The organism is Bosea sp. (in: a-proteobacteria) (assembly GCA_023910605.1).
Lineage (GTDB): Bacteria > Pseudomonadota > Alphaproteobacteria > Rhizobiales > Beijerinckiaceae > Allobosea.
Genome location: JAAVVV010000001.1, coordinates 3,638,797 through 3,657,424, shown reverse-complemented (window position 1 = coordinate 3,657,424; position 18,628 = coordinate 3,638,797). Strand labels below are relative to the sequence as shown.

17 protein-coding genes and 1 pseudogene are annotated in these 18,628 nt (G+C 66.9%); 5 read left to right on the top strand and 13 right to left on the bottom strand.

What is annotated here, in order from left to right:
- The first annotated feature begins 17 nt into the window (after positions 1–17).
- Positions 18–2,054, top strand: coding sequence for a potassium transporter Kup (locus HEQ16_17655; GenBank protein MCO4055835.1), 2,037 nt, complete (start codon positions 18–20; stop codon positions 2,052–2,054).
- A gap of 104 nt (positions 2,055–2,158) precedes the next feature.
- Positions 2,159–2,575 carry a helix-turn-helix transcriptional regulator gene (locus HEQ16_17650; GenBank protein MCO4055834.1) on the top strand — a complete coding sequence of 139 codons (417 nt, stop codon included), beginning with the start codon at positions 2,159–2,161 and terminating at the stop codon, positions 2,573–2,575.
- A gap of 54 nt (positions 2,576–2,629) precedes the next feature.
- Here HEQ16_17650 and HEQ16_17645 read toward each other — a convergent pair whose 3' ends face one another.
- On the bottom strand, positions 2,630–3,355 hold the full coding sequence (locus HEQ16_17645; GenBank protein MCO4055833.1) for a beta-ketoacyl-ACP reductase: 726 nt from the start codon (positions 3,353–3,355) through the stop codon (positions 2,630–2,632).
- Positions 3,356–3,463: 108 nt separating this feature from the next.
- Positions 3,464–4,642 (bottom strand): acetyl-CoA C-acetyltransferase, encoded by a 1,179-nt coding sequence (locus tag HEQ16_17640; protein MCO4055832.1) that lies wholly within the window; start codon positions 4,640–4,642, stop codon positions 3,464–3,466.
- 267 nt (positions 4,643–4,909) lie between these two features.
- Between HEQ16_17640 and phaR the strand changes: the two genes are divergently transcribed.
- Positions 4,910–5,518 carry a polyhydroxyalkanoate synthesis repressor PhaR gene (gene phaR, locus HEQ16_17635; GenBank protein ID MCO4055831.1) on the top strand — a complete coding sequence of 203 codons (609 nt, stop codon included), beginning with the start codon at positions 4,910–4,912 and terminating at the stop codon, positions 5,516–5,518.
- 9 nt (positions 5,519–5,527) lie between these two features.
- Here phaR and HEQ16_17630 read toward each other — a convergent pair whose 3' ends face one another.
- Positions 5,528–7,204, bottom strand: coding sequence for a bifunctional diguanylate cyclase/phosphodiesterase (locus HEQ16_17630; GenBank protein ID MCO4055830.1), 1,677 nt, complete (start codon positions 7,202–7,204; stop codon positions 5,528–5,530).
- Between the two features lie 168 nt (positions 7,205–7,372).
- Between HEQ16_17630 and HEQ16_17625 the strand changes: the two genes are divergently transcribed.
- Positions 7,373–7,672, top strand: coding sequence for a hypothetical protein (locus HEQ16_17625; GenBank protein MCO4055829.1), 300 nt, complete (start codon positions 7,373–7,375; stop codon positions 7,670–7,672).
- A gap of 148 nt (positions 7,673–7,820) precedes the next feature.
- Here HEQ16_17625 and HEQ16_17620 read toward each other — a convergent pair whose 3' ends face one another.
- Both HEQ16_17620 and mtgA read right to left on the bottom strand, forming a co-directional pair.
- Positions 7,821–8,000, bottom strand: a complete 180-nt coding sequence (locus tag HEQ16_17620) for a 50S ribosomal protein L32 (GenBank protein ID MCO4055828.1) — start codon at positions 7,998–8,000, stop codon at positions 7,821–7,823.
- Positions 8,001–8,144: 144 nt separating this feature from the next.
- Positions 8,145–8,936 carry a monofunctional biosynthetic peptidoglycan transglycosylase gene (gene mtgA / locus HEQ16_17615; GenBank protein MCO4055827.1) on the bottom strand — a complete coding sequence of 264 codons (792 nt, stop codon included), beginning with the start codon at positions 8,934–8,936 and terminating at the stop codon, positions 8,145–8,147.
- 99 nt (positions 8,937–9,035) lie between these two features.
- On the opposite strand from mtgA, the gene HEQ16_17610 reads away from it, so the two are divergent.
- A complete protein-coding gene (locus HEQ16_17610) occupies positions 9,036–9,986 on the top strand; it encodes a polyprenyl synthetase family protein (protein ID MCO4055826.1) in 951 nt (316 codons plus the stop codon).
- Between the two features lie 5 nt (positions 9,987–9,991).
- Here the strand turns inward: HEQ16_17610 and HEQ16_17605 are convergent, their stop codons facing one another.
- From HEQ16_17605 to HEQ16_17570, 8 genes and pseudogenes are all read right to left on the bottom strand, one after another.
- On the bottom strand, positions 9,992–10,660 hold the full coding sequence (locus tag HEQ16_17605) for a methyltransferase (protein ID MCO4055825.1): 669 nt from the start codon (positions 10,658–10,660) through the stop codon (positions 9,992–9,994).
- Positions 10,657–11,793, bottom strand: coding sequence for a glycosyltransferase family 4 protein (locus HEQ16_17600; protein ID MCO4055824.1), 1,137 nt, complete (start codon positions 11,791–11,793; stop codon positions 10,657–10,659). The genes HEQ16_17605 and HEQ16_17600 overlap by 4 nt, the downstream gene beginning before the upstream one ends.
- A 599-nt stretch (positions 11,794–12,392) precedes the next feature.
- Positions 12,393–13,448, bottom strand: a complete 1,056-nt coding sequence (locus HEQ16_17595) for an AI-2E family transporter (GenBank protein MCO4055823.1) — start codon at positions 13,446–13,448, stop codon at positions 12,393–12,395.
- 4 nt (positions 13,449–13,452) lie between these two features.
- Positions 13,453–13,728, bottom strand: a pseudogene (locus HEQ16_17590) (amino acid permease).
- 22 nt (positions 13,729–13,750) lie between these two features.
- Positions 13,751–15,004: an alpha/beta hydrolase gene (locus HEQ16_17585; protein ID MCO4055822.1), complete on the bottom strand. Its 1,254-nt coding sequence runs from the start codon at positions 15,002–15,004 to the stop codon at positions 13,751–13,753.
- A gap of 16 nt (positions 15,005–15,020) precedes the next feature.
- A complete protein-coding gene (locus HEQ16_17580) occupies positions 15,021–16,868 on the bottom strand; it encodes an alpha/beta fold hydrolase (protein ID MCO4055821.1) in 1,848 nt (615 codons plus the stop codon).
- 42 nt (positions 16,869–16,910) lie between these two features.
- Complete coding sequence (locus HEQ16_17575) at positions 16,911–18,203, bottom strand: MgtC/SapB family protein (GenBank protein ID MCO4055820.1); 1,293 nt, start codon at positions 18,201–18,203, stop codon at positions 16,911–16,913.
- Positions 18,190–18,621 (bottom strand): hypothetical protein, encoded by a 432-nt coding sequence (locus HEQ16_17570; GenBank protein ID MCO4055819.1) that lies wholly within the window; start codon positions 18,619–18,621, stop codon positions 18,190–18,192. Before HEQ16_17570 ends, HEQ16_17575 begins: the two co-directional genes overlap by 14 nt.
- Positions 18,622–18,628: the final 7 nt, after the last annotated feature.

Sequence of the window (18,628 nt, the reverse complement as noted above, 5' to 3'; positions counted from 1 at the left end):
ATGCGCGGAGATGTCTGATGGCTTCCGACAAGACGTCCCCCTCCAAGGACGAAAAGCGCTTCGGACTTGGCGATCCCCCGCCTGACGATCCCCCGCCTGGCCAGGCGGCGGGAGCATCGGCGGGAGCATCGGCTGGTCATGCAGGTGGGCATCACACAGCCGGTTATGGCGCGCTGGTCGTCGGAGCGCTGGGGGTCGTCTATGGCGACATCGGCACCAGCCCGCTCTACGCTCTGCGCGAGACGATCAATGCGGCGATGACGGGAGCGATCGGCAGCCATGGCGGGCACGGCACTGCTGTCGTGCAGCAGGTTCCGCGCGACATCGTCATCGGCGTGCTATCGCTCATCCTGTGGTCGCTCGTCCTTGTCGTCTCGATCAAGTACGTTCTCATCCTGCTGCGCGCCAACAACAACGGCGAAGGCGGCACGCTGACGCTGGTCGCGCTGGCGCAGCGGGCGGTCGGCAAGGCAAAGGGCACAGGCTGGGTCCTTGGCCTTGGAATGCTCGGCGCCGCGCTGTTCTATGGCGACGCGGTGATCACGCCGGCGATCTCGGTGCTGTCCGCGGTCGAGGGACTCAAGCTCGTCACCCCGGCTTTCGAGCCCTATGTCGTGTATATCGCCTCGGCCATCCTGATCGGGCTCTTTGCCATGCAGAGCGGAGGCACCGAGCGGGTCGCGAAATGGTTCGGCCCGATCATGGGGATCTGGTTCCTCACGCTCGCGGGCCTTGGAATCTATCATATCCAGGATGATTTCGGCGTCTTCGCCTCGATCAACCCGCTTTATGGCGTGATGTTCTTCGTCAACCATCCCGGCGTGTCGCTCGTGGTGCTGGGGACAGTTTGCCTCGCGGTGACCGGAGCCGAGGCGCTTTATGCCGACATGGGCCATTTCGGGCGTGGCCCTATCCAGAGCGCCTGGTTCTTCATGGTGTTTCCGGCGTTGTGGCTCAATTACCTGGGGCAGGGCGCGCTGATCCTGCATGATCCGTCCACGATCGATAACCCGTTCTACAAGCTGGCGCCTGATTTCCTCATCCTGCCGCTGGTGATCCTCGCCACCATCGCCACCATCGTCGCCAGTCAGGCGGTCATCACCGGCGCGTTCTCGCTGACGCGGCAGGCGATCCAGCTCGGCATCCTGCCGCGCATGGAGGTTCGTCACACGTCCGAGCATACTCACGGGCAAATCTACATGCCGCGCGTCAACTGGATCCTGCTCGTGGTCGTGCTGGCTTTGGTCTGGTCATTCCGATCCTCATCAGGGCTTGCCAACGCCTATGGCATCTCGGTGTTCGGCGCGATGATGGTCGACGCCCTCCTCGCCTTCATCGTGATCTGGAAGGGCTGGCGCTGGAGCCTCGCCACCACATGCGTCGTGATCCTGCCTTTCCTTGCCATAGACGTCGCCTTCTTCACCGCCAACATGCTCAAGCTTTTCCATGGCGGTTTCGTGCCGGTGATGCTGGCTGCGGGGCTGGTCATGCTGATGGCGACCTGGGTTCGGGGCTCCGGCATCCTGTTCGAGAAGACGCGCAAGGCCGACGTGCCGCTGGCCGAACTGCTCAACATGCTGTTGAAAAGCCCGCCGCACAAGGTCAAGGGCACCGCGCTTTTCCTCACGGGCGATCCGGTGGTGGCGCCGGCGGCGCTGCTGCACAACCTCAAGCACAACAAGGTGCTGCACGAGAAGAACGCCATCGTCACGGTGCGCTCGCTCGACGTGCCGCGCATCGACGAGGAGGAACGCGTCAGGATCGAGCCGATCTCCGACGGGTTCTGGCGCATGGAGATGCGTTACGGCTACATGGAGAGCCCCAACATTCCCAAGGGCCTCGCCATCCTCCGCAAGCAGGGCTTCAAGTTCGACATCATGTCGACCTCGTTCTTCCTGTCGCGCCGCTCGCTGCGGGCCTCGGCCAGTTCAGGCATGCCGATGTGGCAGGACCGGCTGTTCATCTCCATGGCGCGCAGCGCCACCGATGCGACCAGCTATTTCCAGATCCCGACGGGGCGCGTGGTCGAGGTCGGCACGCAGGTCACGGTGTGATCCGGTCCCGCGTGCAAACGGACTTCAGCCCGAGCGCCAACCTGCCGGTCAGGCCTCGTTAACCATGACTGCCTAGGCTCCTTCCGATTCGCGGGAGCCTGGTCATGAGGACGAAACAGCCGGTTGACGTGTTTGTCGGCTCGCGCATGCGCATGCGACGCCTGCTCAACGGGCTGACGCAGAAGGAGCTGGCCGAGAAGATCGGCACCTCCTTCCAGCAGTTGCAGAAATACGAGAAGGGCATGAGCCGCATCGGGCCGGCCCGCCTGCAGCTCGTGGCGCAGGCGCTGGAGGTGCCGATCTCCTTCTTCTTCGAAGGTTCGGATGACGCGACCCAGGCCGATGCCGAAGGCGAGGCGCCGGCTGCCGCCTTCGTGCACAGGATGGTGGCCATGTCGGATGGCCAGCAGCTGGCCCGCGCCTTCATCTCGATCGGCGACAGCAAGGTCAGGCGGCAGATCACCGACCTCGTCGAGTCGATGGCGCAGCTTCACCGCGCCGCGAGGGCGGCCGAGGCCTGACATCGGCGCGTCCGCCGGCGCAAGGCCGGCGCGGCGCGGGGGGCAGAGCCTGCCTCAGGCCATGTATTGCCCGCCATTGGCGCTCAGCGTCGAGCCGGTGATGAAGCCGGCTTCGTCGGAGGCCAGGAAGACCACAGCCCGCGCGATCTCCTCCGGCTCGCCCAGTCGGCCCACCGGGATAAGGGGCAGGATCGACTTCTCGATCACGGCCGGGTCGATGGCGCGCACCATCTCGGTGGCGATGTAGCCCGGGCAGATCGTGTTGACGGTGATGCCGGCGCGCGCGCCTTCCTGGGCGAGCGCCTTGGCGAAGCCGATGTCGCCCGCCTTGGCGGCCGAGTAGTTCACCTGGCCCATCTGCCCCTTCTGCCCGTTGATCGAGGAAATGCAGATCACGCGGCCGAACTTGCGCGCGCGCATGCCTTCCCAGACCGGGCGGGTCATGTTGAAGAGCGAGTTGAGGTTGGTGTTGATGACCGCATACCACTGCTCCCTGGTCATCTTGTGGAACATGCCGTCCCTGGTGATGCCGGCATTGTTGACCAGCACCTCGACGGGGCCAAGATCGGCCTCGACCCTGGCGATGCCGGCGGTGCAGGCATCGAAATCCGACACATCCCACTTGTAGGTCGGGATGCCTGTCTCCTGGGTGAATGCTGCGGCGGCCTCGTCATTGCCGGCATAGGTGGCGGCGACCCTGTAGCCGGCGGCCTGAAGCGCCTTTGAAATAGCGGCGCCGATTCCGCGGCTGCCGCCCGTGACCAATGCAACCCGTCCCATGATGTATCCTTCCCTCAGTCAGTCTTGTCTTTGATGTGGAGCTTGTGGCGGGAGGCGAGACCGCCGAGCGGTCCCGCCGGAGCATGTCGGGGAGCCATCGAGGCTGGCTCAGCGCTCCAGGCACATGGCGACGCCCATACCGCCGCCGATGCACAGGGTGGCGAGGCCCTTCTTGGCGTCGCGCCGGCCCATTTCATGGAGCAGCGTGACCAGAACGCGGGCGCCCGAGGCGCCGATGGGGTGGCCGATGGCGATGGCGCCGCCATTGACGTTCACCTTGTCGGTGTCCCAGCCCATGTCCTTGTTCACGGCGATGGCCTGCGCGGCGAAGGCCTCGTTGGCTTCGATCAGGTCGAGGTCGGAGGTCTTCCAGCCGGCCTTCTCCAATGCCTTGCGCGAAGCCGGGATCGGGCCCGTGCCCATGATGGCGGGATCGACGCCAGCCGTGGCCCAGGAGACGATGCGGGCGAGCGGAGTGAGGCCGCGGCGCGCGGCCTCGGCCGCCGTCATCAGCACCACCGCGCCGCCGCCATCATTGATGCCGGAGGCGTTGGCGGCCGTGACCGAGCCATCCTTGGAGAAGGCCGGCTTGAGCTTGCCCAGGCCGTCCAGCGTGGTGCCGTGCTTGGGATACTCGTCCGTGTCCACCACGATGTCGCCCTTCCGGGTCGAGATGGTGAAGGGCACGATCTCGTCCTTGAAGCGGCCGGCCTTCTGCGCGGCCTCGGCCTTGTTCTGCGATGCGACCGCGAAGGCGTCCTGCTCGTCGCGGGTGATCTGCCACTTGTTGGCGACGTTCTCGGCGGTGTTGCCCATGTGGTAGCCGTGGAAGGCGTCGAGCAGGCCATCCTTGAGCATGGTGTCGAGCATCTTCATGTCGCCCATCCTGGTGCCCGCGCGCAGATGCGCGACGTGTGGGGCCAGCGACATGGACTCCTGCCCGCCGGCCACAATGACGGAGGCGTCGCCATTGGCGATCTGCTGCATCCCCAGCGCCACCGCGCGCAGGCCCGAGCCGCACAGCTGGTTGATGCCCCAGGCCGAAGCCTCCTGCGGCACGCCCGCCGCCATGGCCGCCTGACGCGCAGGGTTCTGCCCCTGTCCGGCCGTCAGGATCTGGCCCATGATGACCTCGTTCACGTCCGCAGCGTCGACGCCGGCCCGCGCCAGCGCGGCCTTGATGGCGGCTGCGCCAAGCTCGTGGGCGGGGGTGCCCGCAAACGCGCCGTTGAAGGCGCCGACCGCCGTGCGCGCCGCGCCGACGATCACGATGTCCTGTGATGCCATGAGAGGAGTTCCTTCCCGTGCTGTCCGTTTCGCCCGAATTGGCGCGTTCACCTGCTCTTGTCGAAGCCGCAACGGCCTGCGTCAAGCACCCAGATCAATTCAATGCAGCCGCTTTCCAGGCTTTGTTTCGCAACAAATGTGGCGATGCCGGCTGCGGGAGGCCTTGCCCGGCCACATTCGCCCCTTGCGGGCAGTGCACAACCGGTTATCGTGGTGCATCATTTTTGATCGTCAATCCCGTGCGCAGTGAGCGCGGCAAGGAATGTTATGGCAGTTGAGAAAGAGCCGACCGTCATCAAGAAATACGCCAACCGGCGACTCTATCACACTGGAACCAGCTCTTATGTGACGCTCGAGGATCTGGCGCGGCTGGTCCGCAATGGCGAGGAGTTCCTCGTCTATGATGCGAAAAGCGGCGAGGACATCACCCGCTCGGTGCTGGCGCAGATCATCTTCGAGGAGGAGAGCAAGACCGGGCAGAACCTCCTGCCCATCGCGTTCCTGCGCCAGCTCATCCGCTTTTATGGCGACAGCCTGCAGGTGCTGGTGCCGCGCTATCTTGAGATGTCGATCGACAGCCTGACGCGCGAGCAGCACACCTATCGCGACCACCTCACCAACGCCTTCGGCGCCAATCCGTTCGGGACCAAGGCGATGGAGGCGATGGAGGCGCAGACCCGCGCCAACATGAAGATCTTCGGCGACGCCATGCGCATGTTCGCGCCGTTCGCCGGCAAGGCTGCCGCTGAAGCCGGCGCGCAGGCTTCGGACAAGCCCGCAGGAGGGAAGACGGCTGCGGAGGGCGAACTCGAGACGCTTCGCCAGGAAATGGCGGCGATGCGCGACAAGCTGGACAAGCTCTCCGGCGCCTCCTGAGCGCGCCCGTCAGGCCGCGCGCGTCGCGGCGCCCGGCGGGGCATGGTCATCCCACAGCTCGGCGGCGCCGGTGAGGTGGCCCTGGAGATAGGTCACGCCCCACTCAGCCAGCATGCGCGCGGCGGGTTCGTTGTCGACCCATTCCGCCACCGTTTCCACCCCGAGATGCTGGGCGAGATCGAGCAAGGTCCGCACGAAGAAGCGATCATCGGTGGAGCGCGACAGGTTCTGCGTGAAGGCGCCGTCGAGCTTGAGGATGTCGATCGGAAAATCGCGCAGATGGCGCAAGGAAGTGTGGCCTGCGCCGAAATCGTCGATGGCGATGCGGCAGCCGAAATCCTTGATGATGCCGAGGATGCGCCGGCTCTCCTCGGCGTGGGAGATGGTGGCGGTCTCGGTGACCTCGATGACGAGGCGCTCGCTGAGGCCGGCATGGGTCCGCATCAGCATGCGGAAGGCGTCAAGCCACACCGGGTCGGTCAGCGAGATCGGGGACACGTTGATGGACAGGACGGCCTCGGCATCGCGCGCCAGCCCGCTGACGGCGATTTCCAGCACGCGGTGGTCGAACAGGCGCACAAGGCCGCGCCGCTCCAGCATGGGCAGCAGGTCGCCCGGCGCGAAATAGGCGCCGTCGCGACGCTCTATCCTCACCAGACCCTCATGCAGGGCCAGCGAACGGTCCGTGGCGCGTACGATCGGCTGGCGGGCCAGCTTGATCCGGCGCTCGTTCAGCGCGACGAGCGCCTCGTGGTCGAGGGCGCCGGTGCCGGCGCCAGTGCGGGCCGGTTCGGCGCTGCGCGCGATCACAATGGATTCGAGTGGGCCGCGCCGCACTTCCATGAGCGCGGCTTCGGCGGCGGTCAGCAGCGCGCCGCTATGGCGCGTGATATCGGGCGCGACCGCAGCGCCGATGCGTATGCGTATCAGTGCGATGCCGCGGCTGGTCTCGATGGCAAACTTGGAGACCGCCCGGATGAAGCGCTTGGCGGCCGTCTCGATCTGGCCTGTGGGGCAGCCCGTGAGAGTGATGGCGAAGCGGTTCGATGAATAGCGCATGAGCCGGTCGCGGGCGCGCATCACCGAGCGGAGCCGCTCCTGCACGGCGATCAGGATCTCGTCCGTCGCCTCGTGGCCGAAATCATCATTGATGCGCGTGAGGTCGTCGATGGCCGCAACCAGCACCACCACCGAGCGGTTGGCCGGCATCTGGTCGGCCATGAGCTCCTCCAGGCGCTGCACAAGGGCGGCGCGATCGCAGATGGTGAAGCTCTGGTTGACGAGGTCGGTGTCGGTGACGGGCCGTTCCAGGCGCAGCACGCCGCGTGCGCGCACGGGGCCGCCGTCAATGCCTGCGAACCAGCGCCCGGTGTCTTCGGCCCACATCTTGCGGTCGCCCAGGAGGATGACGAAGCGCGTGCGGTAGGGCACGCCATCGCCAAGGTCGGTGCCCGGGGCGTCCATGATGGCGTCATAGCGGCTGCGGCCGGCGCCGGGCTCCACCAGCCGCGCGAAGCCGATTCCCTTCGATAGCGCATCCATGTTGGCGGCGCCCATGATGTCGGGCGCATTGGGGCCCCATCGCAGGTCATCCGTGTCCATGTCCCAGGTGTAGACGACTTCGCCGATCGAGCTGAGCACATCCCTCGGATCGACCGGCTCGTTGAGGCGTGCATCGGTCGGCATTGCGGAACTCCTCGCCAGATTCGGCGCTTCAAGAATGTCCGGCTGCTTCCTGCGCCGGCGCGAAAAGACTTTCCCGATCATGCTGCGGGCCACTTAAATTGGCGTTAAGGATGGAACGACGTTTGCGAGTATGGCGAAATGATGAGGGCGAGGCGGAAGGAATGCGCCATGACGGAACAGGCTGATGCCAGAGTGGGGCAAGGTCCGGCGAGGCAGAGGCTCTTGCCGGTCATCGTGGTCCCCAACACGCCCGAAGCGGACGCGGCCGTGTCGCCGCCGGGCCCCGCTGCGGGCTACAAGGCCGCGGATGCCAGGTTCGTGGCGCAGTTGCTGGCCTGCCGGGCCGGAGCGCCGGCCTATCGCCGGCACAGGCGCGCGGAGCCGACGCAGGCGGCAGGACTCTACAGGGCGGCCAGCGCCAGCGGCGCGGCGCCCGTTCTCGCGCCGAGGACTGTGCGGTCTGCCTGAGCCGCCGCGCTGCTGCGTCCAGCGAGGCGATTGCCGGCAGAAGGGCTAGCGTTATGGCGCAAACGAGAAAACCGGCCCAGAGGCCGGTTCCTGCATCCCGGACATCATCCGAAAGCGATCGCGTGCGGGCGCGGCAGCGCGCTGCCGCTCAGGCCTTGGGCTTCAGGATCTGGCGGCCGCGATACATGCCGGTCTTCAGATCGACATGGTGCGGACGGCGCAGTTCGCCCGAATCCTTGTCCTCGACATAGGTGGGCTGCTTGAGGGCATCAGCCGAACGGCGCATGCCGCGACGCGACGGCGACGTTTTCTTCTTGGGAACGGCCATGAGGAAACTCCGGGGATCGCCAACCCGGCAGGTCCGCGCAGGACCCACGCCCGTCGGCGGGTTGTTCAACAGAACGCGGCACATACACGCTTGGCACAAGGATGGCTAGAGCTTTTCCGGCCGGCCGGGAATTTGGCTGGCCGGTCATGGGCCTGATGCCCGGAGCGCGCATTGCGCGCGTTCGCCCAGCGCCGCGATCCGGCTGTGGATGCGCAGGCCATTGGTGCGCGCCCGCGGCGAGGCGAGCGCCGGATTGCGCAGGCGCGGATTGGGCAGCGCGGCCGCCAGCGCCGCCGCCTCCCGGCGCGTCAGGGCCGCGGCCGGCTTGCCGAAATAGCGCCTCGACGCCGCCTCGACGCCGAAGAGCCCTTCGCCGAACTCCGCGACGTTGAGATAGACCTCCATCATGCGGTGCTTGGACCAGGCGAGGTCAGCGGCGAGCGCGAGCGGCAGTTCAAGGCCTTTGCGCACATAGGAGCGGCCATGCCACAGATACACGTTCTTGACGGTCTGCATCGAGATGGTCGAGCCGCCGCGCGTGGGGCCGTCCTCATCATTGAGGACCTCCCGCAGGGCGCCCCAGTCGATGCCGCTATGGCTGCAGAAGTTCTGGTCCTCCGCTGCAATGACCGCGCGGACGAGTTCAGGCGAGATCCGATCGAGCGGGACCCATATGCGCGTCACGCTCTCGCCGGTCGCGAAGCGCCAGAGCATGAGGGTGGAGGGCACCGGCAGAAGCGCGCCGGCCGCAAGCGCCAGCGCCAGGAGCGCGAGCCCGCCGGCCGTGATGCGCGCCAGCAGGCCAAGCGCCCGCTTGCGCCGCCGCGGGGATGCCTCGCCGGGTCTGGTCGCCGCAGTCAGGGCCGTCGCCCCTGCAAACGTCCACGGGTTCTTGCCATTGCATCCCCCACCGTACTTTTCCGCCGTCCCGACCAAGGCTAAGACAGCTCATTGCGGCAAGCATGTCACGGCCTCGTGGCCGGGACCAAGCGCCTTGCCGTTCCTGCCCTTTCAACGCCGAAAAGTGATGCGACCATGACCTCAGCTTCCGATCGGCCGCACGAAGCGTTCGAGGGCCGCCTGCGCGAGGTCGCCGCCATCGCCGAGGCGGCGCTGGCGGCCCGGCTTGACGACCGCCAGCGCGACCACGAGATCGCGCGGCCCGCGCGGCTGATGGCGGCCATGCGGCACGGCGCGCTGGGCGGCGGCAAGCGGCTAAGGCCGTTCCTCGTGGTGGAGACGGCGCGGCTGTTCGGCCTCGACATCGCGGCCGCCATGCCGGCAGCCACAGCCATCGAACTGATCCACTGCTATTCGCTGGTGCATGACGATCTGCCGGCCATGGATGATGACGACCTCAGGCGCGGGCAGCCGACCGTGCACAAGGCCTTCGATGAGGCGACCGCGATCCTCGCCGGGGATGGGCTGCTCACACTGGCCTTCGAGGTCCTCGCCGAGCCGCAGTCCGCGCCCGATCCAGTCCTGCGGGCCGAGCTTGTCCTCGCGCTGGCGCGGGCGTCAGGTCTGGCGGGCATGGTGGGCGGGCAGATGTTAGATCTGGAGGCGGAGGGGCGCTACGCCGCCACGCCGCCCGAGGGCAAGCCCTGGCCCGGCGATGTGCGCCGCATACAGGCCATGAAGACCGGCGCGCTGCTCGCAGCGGCGGTCGAGATGGGCGCCATCCTCGGCCGCGCCTCGCTGGCGCAGCGCATGGCGCTGGCCGCCTACGGGCAGGCGCTGGGCGCAGCGTTCCAGGTGGCCGATGACGTGCTGGATGTCGAATCGAGCGCCGAGGCCCTCGGCAAGGCCACCGCCAAGGATGCGGAGGCGAACAAGGCGACCCTGGTGGCCGCGCTCGGGCTGGAGGCCGCGCGGCAGGAGCGCGACCGGCTCGCGGCCGACGCCGCCAGCGCGCTTGGGCGCTTTGGTCCCGAGGCCGACATGCTGCGGGCTGCGGCCCGTTTCGCCGCCGCTCGGACGGTCTGAGCGGCTCAGCCTTCGAGACGCCAGACGCTGCTCTTCTTGATCTCGGCATCCTCAAGCTCGCGGGTGACCGGCACCTCATAGGTGGCGATCAGGGTCAGCCGCTCCCTTGGCAGATAGCTCCGCCCCGGATCGCCGATCAGGACCCGCGCGCCGCGCCGCGCGAGGCTGGCCAGCCAGTCGGCGACACGCCCTGCCAGATCGCGCTCATAGCAGATGTCCCCTGCCAGAACCGTGTCCCAGCCGGCGTCGCGGCCGATCTGGTTCTCCGGCAAGGGGCTGATGGCGACGCCGTTGAGGGCGGCGTTGATCTGCATCGCGGCGATGGCGTAAGCGTCGATGTCCGCGGCCTCGACGGCCAGGGCGCCCGCCCGCGCCGCCGCGATGGCGACGAGGCCCGAGCCGGAGGCGAAGTCGAGCACGGCCTTGCCGGCGACCGCCCCGGGATTGTCGAGCACCCAGCGGGCGAGGGCCTGACCACCAGCCCAGGCGAAGGCCCAGAAGGGCGGCGGCAGGCCGATCGCGCCCAGCTCTTCTTCGGTCCTGCGCCACAGCTCGGTCGCCTCGTCCGCAAGATGCAGGCGCAACTCGGGCGCATGAGGCACGATGAGCGGCCTCGTATTGGCGAGGATGAAGGCGCGCCGGGCCGCCGGGTCATGGCCTGGAGGCTGGATCATGGAGCAGGCCCGCCGGTGAGCATGGCGCGCCAGAGCTTCTTGTGCCCGTTCATCACATCGCGTTCGGTGTAGCCGCCGAGAACGCGCTCGCGCGCGGCCCGCCCCATGCGCTCGACCAGGCTCGGGGCGCGGGCGAGTTCGACCATGGCGGCGGCGAGGGCGCTGGCATCGTTGACGGGCGTGACGCGACCATCGATGCCGTCGCGGATGAAGGAGCCGCAGCCTCCGACATCGCTGGTGAGAACGGGCCTCCCGCCGGAAGCGGCCTCGGTCATGAGGCCGGGCAGGCCGTCGCCCCCGCGCGAGGGCAGCACCAGGGCGTGATGCTGTCGCCAGATCTGGGCCGGGTCGGCGGGCGGGGCGAACCAGCCCACGCCCGGCTGCCGGCTCCAGGCCTGCAGCGTCGCGGCCGGCACGGTGCGCCGTCCCGGCGGCAGAGCCGCGCCGATCAGGGAAAGCGTCACCTCGGCGCCAGCGGCGCGGGCGCGTCTGATGGCCTCGACAGCGATTTCTGGGCCGTTCACCCAGAGCAGGGGCGAGGCGAAGGCGAGCTTCAGCGGCGGCGACCACGGCATCGGCTCGGGGCTGTGGATCAGCGGATCGACCCCCGCGCCGAGGATGATGCTCACGGCTGCCCCGTTGCTGCCCGGAGCCAGTAGCGCCGCGTCATCGGGATTGTCGAAGACCAGCCGGGTTCCGGGCCGGTCCAGCATCGCCGATCTGAACAGCCGCGCCGCCAGCCGCATTCCGTCACCGAACGCATTGGCCTGCGCCGCCAGCAAGCCCAGCCCGTTGAAGGCGCAGACTAGCCGCTCATGGCCGGCAAGCCGCGCGGCGAGCGCGCCCGCCAGCAAGGTTCCGATGCCCTGGACCTGCACGATCACGGGCTTGTGCGCCTGGATGACGCCCTTCAGTTCCTGCGCCGCGCGCGCGAGCGCACGCGGCGAGCGCCGACCCGGCTCGCAGGTGAGCGGGATGCAACGCGCGCCTGCCTCCTGGATGGCCGTGCGGCCCGCGCCTGGGGGCGCCGCCACCATAGGCGTCAGCTCCGCTTCGTGCGCCGCCCGAAGCAAAGGCCTGTGGCGGTGCGCGAAGATCCGGTCGTCCGGGATGATGAACAGGATGCTTGCCACGATGCGCCCGTCTCTTCCTCGCGCCCGATTCGGGCCAGCCTTGTTCGTGCCAGCCTTGCGATGCGCCAAGCGGGATGACCCGGCAAGGCCCATCACGCGGACCATTCGATCCGGCGTCGTCGATCCGTCATGGCAGGTCCGCCTTCCCGGCATCCTGAAGGGAAGGATCCAAGCCTTCCATCTATCTCCGACAGGGGGCGAAGACATCGCGGAAGCATCTGCCATCAAGCGAGGATGGCGAGCACAGAAGCCCGGATCACCCTACTGAGAAACGCTGAAGCGTTCCGCGGCATTCCGCGATGACATGCGGGGCGGAATGTGGGGCGCTACGAAACGCATCGATATTACAAGATATGAAACAATGATCTGCATGACCTGATGGCGGAGGATGGGAAACCGGATGTGATGGTTCTTCTCCGGTTGCCGCGCATCCTGTCGACGTATTGCGAATTTCTAGACCGTGGCGGCGGGAACGCGGCACAGGCCGGACCTTCACTTGCCCCCTGGCAACAACCCAAAATGAGAAAACCCAGCTTTGGCAAGAGTATGGCCCGGCTCCTTTCTCCCTCAATCTCCATTCTTGCAAAGTTGCCCAATTCTCAGTCAGGAGTTTGGCCTGCTGCCTCGCGGCGCCTCCAGAACTCCACCGCCAGCATCGTCATCGTCGCAGCCAGGGGACCGAGTATGAAGCCCGGCGCTCCAAACAGCAAAAGGCCGCCGATGATCGAAATGAATGCTGGAATTGTGTGCAGGCGCAGACGATTGCCAACGAACATCGGCCGCAGAATGTTGTCGATTCCGCCAACCACTATCCCGCCCCACGCTGCAAGAACAAGCGCTCGCACCCAACTTCCATCCAGAATGAGCAGGAACGATGCAGGTATCCAGACGATGAAGGCCCCAAGGACCGGCACGATCGACAGGAGGCCCATCACCAGCCCCCATAGCAGGGGCGTGGGAAGGCCGAGCGCCCAAAACATGAGGCCCCCCAACGTGCCCTGAACTGCGGCGACGGCAAGGGTTCCGTAAACTGTCGCGTGCACGGTTTCGGTCACCCGCCGCAGCAGTTGTTCAGATTCAGGTTTCGTCAGCGGGAGCCATGCCATGATGATGGTCCTGGCAGCCAGCCTGTCGCGCAGGCAGTAGAACAGCAGGTAAAAGGTGATGAACATCTCAACCGCTTGCAGCAACGACCCTTTCACGAAAATCGCTCCGAGGTTGCTGAGCCAGGTCGCAATGGCAGACATCATCGACGGCAAATCGAACTGCCGGTCGATCCATCTCCCAAAGGGTGCAAGAGCTGGATGGCTATCGAGGAGGGCCTGAAGCTCGCCGCTCTTGACCCGCGCCTGAAGCGACTGGATGCCGAAAGTCGCTTCCGTGATGAGGCGTTCGACTACGAAAGCCGCAGGGACAACCACGATGACGATCACAATGGTGGTCGAGAGCAAGGCCGCGATGTTGGGCTGCTTGACGATGTTTTCAACCCTTTCGTGAAGAGGCGCGAAGATGATCGCTAGCGTCAACGCCCAAGTGATTGCGCCCAGGAACGGCCAGGCGATGACAATGCAGAGCAGGATGCCGGCAACGCTTGCGACTGCCAGCGCCAAGCGTCCGAAACGGCGGCTTTTGGGTGACCGGGTCTCTGGTTTCATCTGGTCACCGAACCACCAGATCCAGAAAAAGCAACCCGATTCTGGAGACGAGGCCTGCAACGGGCACCCAACCCGGACACGCGAAGACATGCGCGGGCGGAGTCATTTCAGGGAACTTGATGCGGATCAGGGTCATGTTGATGGTCGCAAAAGCCACCAGGGTGAAACGGGCAGTCAGGTCGGCCGATCCAGCCAGCGGGACCGCAAGCGCCAGGATTGCCGCAACGCCGATGGCGGCGGCCAACAGTGGCGTACCGGTTCTGGCGTTCAGGTGCGTCAGGATCTGGGTGCCCATCGTCAGATTATCTGGGACATTTCAGGCCGTCTTCGAAGAGAGGCTCCTGTTCATCAGGATTAGAGTTCAAGCGGCTTGCAACTGATGCTGCAAGCGTCTGTACTTGATCGTTTCGCGCTTGATGCGCTGGCGCCCGGCCGGGCTTCGCGCAGGCCCTGGCCCCCTTCGTTCGCCGGGCAGGAGAAGCGTCGCCGAGAGTCGCTCCAGCCACGAAAGCTGCGATCCATGCCCATTCACGGCGGACCGTCATCCTCCCCATGAACAGGCTCAGATGCGAGCCATCGACGATCCGAGCCGTGGTCTTCCCTCGCAAGGTCTGCCTGTCCGCAAGCGCGAGCAGCTGGGCCGGCGGCACGATCGTGTCGCCGCGCGCGGCCAGCAGGTGGACAGGGCAAGCGATGTCGCCAAGACCAACCGTGCGGCCGAGCGCAGGATAGGCGCCGGCCGCCAGCAGGTTGTGGCGGAAGATTCGCTCGGATGTCTCGATGTAGAATGCGCCGGGCAAGTCGACGATGTCGTCGTTCCAGCGCAGGAAGCGCACTGCCAGTGCCGGTGAGGCCGTTCGCAGCTGCAGCGTCCGCGCGATCTCCTGCGGATCCGGTTCCGGAGTCGGCCAGGTGGACTGCGTCACCTGTCCAGGCATCACGCCATCACCAAGCGCGATCATCTCCCGGATCGCGTCCGGGGACGTGCCGCGCACCAGGTCACGTACGACGCTGGGAGCGGCGTCGACATCGAGCGGCGCGCCTGCGAGGGCAAGGCGCGATACCTTCGCCGGGAACCGGGCGGCGTAGACGGCCGCCAGCCAGCCGCCGTGGCAAAGCCCCGCGATAGCCGCAGGCGATCCGATCTCGTCGACGGCGACGTTCAGATCGGCAAGGCATGCGTCGATTCCGATATGGCCTTGCTCCGGCCCTGCTGAGCGCCACTCCGTCACCAGCACCCGGCCGACGCCACCTGCCAGCAGCGCCTCGACCACGCTGTGACCATGCGCGAAATCGGCCGTGGTGGCCCCATGCAGGGCATAGGGAGCAACCACGATCGCCGGCGGCCCTGATGCTGCTGCCGTGAACATACGAAGCCGCATGGTCGGCAATTCGAGGATAACTTCGTTCGGGCTGGCCCAGTCCCGGCGCCGGTCCGGCGCGCGTGCCTTGCCGATCTCGCCAGCGCTGATCACGCGCTCGACAAAGTCGAGCGCGCCGCGGCCAGCGGCGATCGAGTTGGCCCACAGGCCAAGCCAGGGCGAAAGTGGGCTCATGACGCCTCCCGCGCGATCACCCCTTCACGTAATCTCCCGGCGCATCGGCAAGCGCCGGATAGCCCTTGACCGGCGCGCCCAATCCGGAAGGTGAGCGCATCTCACCGGAAGACCGGGCTTTCAACCAATCGAACCACCTGACCCACCAGCTGCCCTCAGTCGGCTGCCGGGCGACAAACCAGGCTTCGGGATCGACATGTCTGCCCTGGGCCAGCTTCGCCGCGATGCGATAGTGGCGGCCTGTCGTCCCGGGCGGTGACACCACGCCCTGATTGTGGCCGCCATTGGTGAGCGCGAAGGTGACATCGGTCTCCAGCGAGAGGTGGATCTTGTAGACCGCGCGCCATGGAGCGATGTGGTCCCACTCCGTGCCCAGCACGAAGACGGGCGTCTCGATGTCCTGCAGGGCTACCGGCTTGCCGGCCACGTCGAAACGTCCCTCGACGAGATCGTTGTCCAGGTAGAGCGAGCGCAGATACTCCGCATGCATGCGCGCTGGCATGCGGGTGGTGTCCTGCGACCATGCGGCCACGTCCACCAGCCGGAGGCGCTCGCCCATCATGTATTCCCGGACCATGCGCGACCAGATCAGGTCGTTGGCGCGCAGCATGTTGAAGCTGCCCACCATACGCGGCCCTTCGAGATAGCCGCGCTCGCCCATCAGGTCCTCCAGGAGCGCAAGCTGGCTGTCGTTGATGAACAGCTTGAGCTCGCCCGCGTCATGGAAGTCCGTCAGCGCGGCGAGAAGCGTCAGGCTCTTCAGCCGCGCGTCCCCGTCACGCGCCAGCGCCGCCGCCGTGATGGCGAGCAGCGTCCCGCCGAGGCAGTAGCCGACGGCGTGGACGCGCTCGGCGCCGGTGATCGCCCGCGCCGCCTCGATGGCGGCCAGCGCGCCTTCAGTTCTGTAGTCGTCGAAGCTGATGTCACGGTCTGCCTCGGTCGGGTTCTTCCACGACACCATGAAGACGGTGAAGCCCTGATCGACCAGATGCCTCACCAGCGAGTTCTGAGGCCTCAGATCGAGGATGTAGTATTTCATGATCCAGGCAGGCACGATCACGATCGGTTCGGCATGCACCGTCTCCGTCGTCGGTGCGTACTGGATGATCTCGGCGAGCCGCGTGCGGGCGACGACCTTGCCGGGCGTGATCGCCACCGTTTGGCCAACCACGAACTCGTCGGCGCTGGCCGGCCGCGCCTTGCCGCTCAGCATGTCGAGATCCTCCAGCCAATGCCGGAATCCCTCGCGCAAGGATCGGCCCTTCGTGCTCAGCGCCCGCAGGAGCGCCTCGGGGTTTGTGACGAAGGCGTTCGATGGCGACGCCAGATCAAGGATCTGGCAACCGATGAAGTTGACCAGCGCCTGCGACTCCGGCCGTGCGCCGTGTACGTCGCGGCATGCCTCGTCCCACCACTGCTCGACGGCCAGATGCGTCTTGGCGAATTGGCGATAGGGCCACAACATCCAGGCGTCGTCCGCGAAGCGGCGATCGCCTTCGGGGGATGCTACGCAAGGCGGCGTCGGATTGCGGCTGGGCCACGTCTCGCTCCACAGACGCAGCGTCTCCTCGCCGGCATGCCTCGCCAGTTCGAGCTGCCGACCAGGCGAGATAGCCAGATGAGACGCCCAGTCGGCCCAGGCAAGCGCCAGCGGGAAGGGCGAAAGCCCGCCGTACAGCTGCGCGACCAGAGCATGCATTTTGTGGTCGAGCACGCTTTCGGAAGCCTGCGGCGGGTTCGCTGCCGCCTTAGCGAGAGGCGCCGCATGATCCTGCGCCGGTCTCAGCGGGACGGCCTTGCGCCGTGTCTTGGCGGGCGTGGACATGGGCCGGCTCCGGTTTGGCGCACTGTCGCGGTTCGGCATAGAGAGACACTGAGGTGCGTCAGTCTTTTCCCGCCCGCTGACTCAGCCGCGCAGCGCAAGACCCGTCAGGGCATGGAAGACCAGAAGTCCGACGCCGACCGCCGCAAGACCGGCCACGGCATAGGCGCGTCCGAAGACGGCTCCCCCCAAACCGCGCGCATAGGCGCACTTCGCCGCGATGTCGGCGCAGATCGCGAGCAGGACAGCAGTGGCCGCAACGTCCCGCGACAGCCCGGTCCCGGCGATCCGGCTCAGCGACAGAACCACCGCGTCGGCATCGGCCAGACCACCCAGTGCGGCAAGCGGAACGACGCCTCCGGAGCCGAGGTGCGCTTGCCCCGCTTGGACCAGAAAGGATGCCAGCGCGATCAGCACGGTCAGCCGGAGGACGACCCGCAGGTCGAACGGATTGGCCAGCCCGCCGGCGATAGCCTTCTCCGGCATCGCCTTGCGGGTCGTAGCCAGGGCGAAGGCGCCGAAGCAAAGAGCCGCCGCCGCGAGCGGGAAGCCCAGCACCGCGATCAGGTCCGGCCTCAGCAACACCGCCAGCGTGCCGATGCGCAGGATGGAGGTGGCGCTCGCGGCCATAGCGCCGGCTGCGAGCGAACGCGGATCGGCTTCGAGCGCAGCGGCGCGCCGCGCCGAGGAGACCGTCACAGCGGTCGACGAGGCAAGGCCGCCGAGAGCGCCGCCAAGCAGCAATCCCCGCTGCGGGCCGACCAGCTTCACCGCAACATAGGCGCCGAAACTGATCGTCGCCATCAGGATGGCGAGCGTCCAAACCTCCGCGAGATCGACCCCGCCGAAAGGTCCGACCGGCGTCCTCGGCACCAGCGGCAGGACGACGAAGGACATCATCAGGATGATGACTGCCGACCTGAGCTCCATCCAGCTGATTCGCCGGAGCGCGCCGTGCAGAACCTCACGCGAGGCCAGCAGCGCGGTGGTCACGACCGCCGCGGCGGCAGCGACCGTCCTGTCACCCATTGTGGCATAGGCCCCGAGCGCGAACACGACCAGGGCAGCCACAACGGTCGTGACGCTTGTCGTCTCATCCTCGATGGCTTCGCGAAGCTTGAAGATGATGAGCGCTGAGGCGAAGCCGAGATAGATGAAGCCGATCAGCAGCGCGCCTGGAAGCCCGCCGCCAAATGGCGAGGTCAGCGCCATGAGGCCGGCGATCCCGCCGAGCAGGCCGGTCAGCCCGAAGGTGCGCAGTCCGGCTGTCCGGGAGCCGGGCTGCGCCTCGCGCTCACGCCAGTGCCGTTCGACCCCGACCAGCAAACCGATCGCGAGGCTCAGGCCCAGCCGGAGGAGCGTTTCATGGAGATCCATGACCAGCCGCCGCGCCTGGCGCTGCTGTCGCCGCCACTTCCCGGTCTTGAACCAGATCGCTGCAAAACCGCGCGACGGCTGCCCAGCCGGTCTGACGTTCAAGGCGGGCCACATGGGCTTCGAGGTCCGCCCGATCGCGCCCGGCGGCTGAGAGCGAGACCGACAGGATCAAGGCCTGCAGCCTATCGAGCTCCCCGGCACGACGCTTCGCGAAATCGACGGCCTCGCTCTGGCGGGAGCCGGCATGAAGCGAGGCAGCGACCAAAACGCGATCGGCGTCGGCGAGGGACGGGCCTTCGGCGACGCCGGGGCGTCCGGTTGTCACCTGATGGCCGCCCGCCAGCAGACGTTCACGCATGAAGGCAGTGACCTTCTCCGTCTGTCCTTCGCTCGTCGGGTAAGCGATCAGAATGCTCATCTCGGGG